Origin of the sequence: Thiolapillus sp. (genome assembly GCF_048562965.1) — a bacterium.
Classification (GTDB): Bacteria; Pseudomonadota; Gammaproteobacteria; order Chromatiales; family Chromatiaceae; genus Thiolapillus; species Thiolapillus brandeum_A.
In genome coordinates, this window is the sequence record NZ_JBHNMF010000758.1 from 1 (window position 1) to 1,425 (window position 1,425).

Annotated in this window: 1 pseudogene; it reads right to left on the minus strand. The window is 59.9% G+C overall.

The window, feature by feature from the left end:
• Window positions 1–114: 114 nt before the first annotated feature.
• Window positions 115–1,425: pseudogene (gene soeA / locus ACOCD2_RS19850) on the minus strand (sulfite dehydrogenase subunit SoeA); the annotation flags it as partial.

Here is a 1,425-nt window from a genome sequence, read left to right on the forward strand (position 1 = left end):
TATTGCCGCATCTCCAGTTACCTGCAGACCATGGCAAATCAGGGATACAATCCGCTGGTCGCCATTCAAATGGCCTTTTCGGGACAGCTCTATGCTGATAGGGGTGAGTAGTTACGGCAGGGGATCGAAGTACATCTCCACCCGCTTGCGCAGGCGTTCCGGCGGTTGCTTGCCCGGGCGCTTGCCCTGAGCCGCGAGGCGGAACTTCTGCAGCACCTCGGAATACAAATGCACGGTGATGGGCTCGGCGTAGCGGGTCATGGCATGGGCCCGCGCCCATTCCAGGTAGCCCTTGTTCCAGTTGCGCATGTACTGGTAGGAGCGCGGCAGCTTGTAGTGGAATACGCAGTTGTTCTTCGCATACATCTCCCACTGACGGGGATTGGGCTCACCCTTGAGGAACTTCTCGCCGCCCTTGCCCCTCCAGCCGGCGAGAAAACCGATACCTGATCCGGCAGAGGTCTCGAAATTCACCACGAAATCCGGGTAGTCGCGGAACTTACGCTTGCCCTCCTCATCCACGAAAGCCGGCAATTTCAGACGACTGCCCATTTCGATGAGCACTTCCTGGAAAGGCTTGCACTCACCCCGGGGCGGCACCACGGGAATACGCACGGAATCCACGGGACCATCATATTCGGAAATGGGCCGGTCCAGCATGGACATGGCGTCATGGCGCTCCAGATAGGTGGTATCCGGCAGCACCAGGTCGGCAAAGGCCACCGTCTCGGACTGGAAGGCGTCGGCGACGATGAGGAAGGGAATCCTGTACTCGCCGTTCTCGTCCCGGTCCACCAGCATCTCGCGAATCTTGCTGGTATTCATGGAGGAGTTCCAAGCCATGTTGGCCATGAAGATCAGCAGCGTATCGATTTTATACGGATCGCCCCGCCAGGCGTTGGTGATGGCATTGTGCATCAGACCATGTACCGATAACGGATATTCCCAGGAAAAGGCCTTGTCCAGGCGCACCGCTTCACCATCCTCATCCACGAACAGGTCGTTGGGATCCGCCGGCCAGCCCAGGGGCATGCCGTTCAGGGGCGTCTCCGGCTGCACGTCCTCCGGCCCCTTGGGGGGCTTGGGACAGGGTGGAATGGGTCGCGGAAACGGCGCCTTGTGGCGGAAACCACCGGGGCGGTCGATGGTGCCCAGCAGGGTCATCAATATACCCAGGGCGCGAATGCTGTGAAAACCGTTGGAATGGGCCGCCAGACCGCGCATGGAATGAAAAGCTACGGGGTTGCCTTTGACCGTATCGTGATCGTTGCCCCAGCAATCCGTCCATTGGATGGGCAGTTCGATCGCTGCCAGCCATGGAGAGCGAAGCGAAGGCTGGTAGACCCCAGTAGCCGCGAGGCCGCACTGTTTTCCCGGCGTGCCTTGCGCCAGAGGGAAAACAAAGTAGGCCTCTGAACGCGGCGT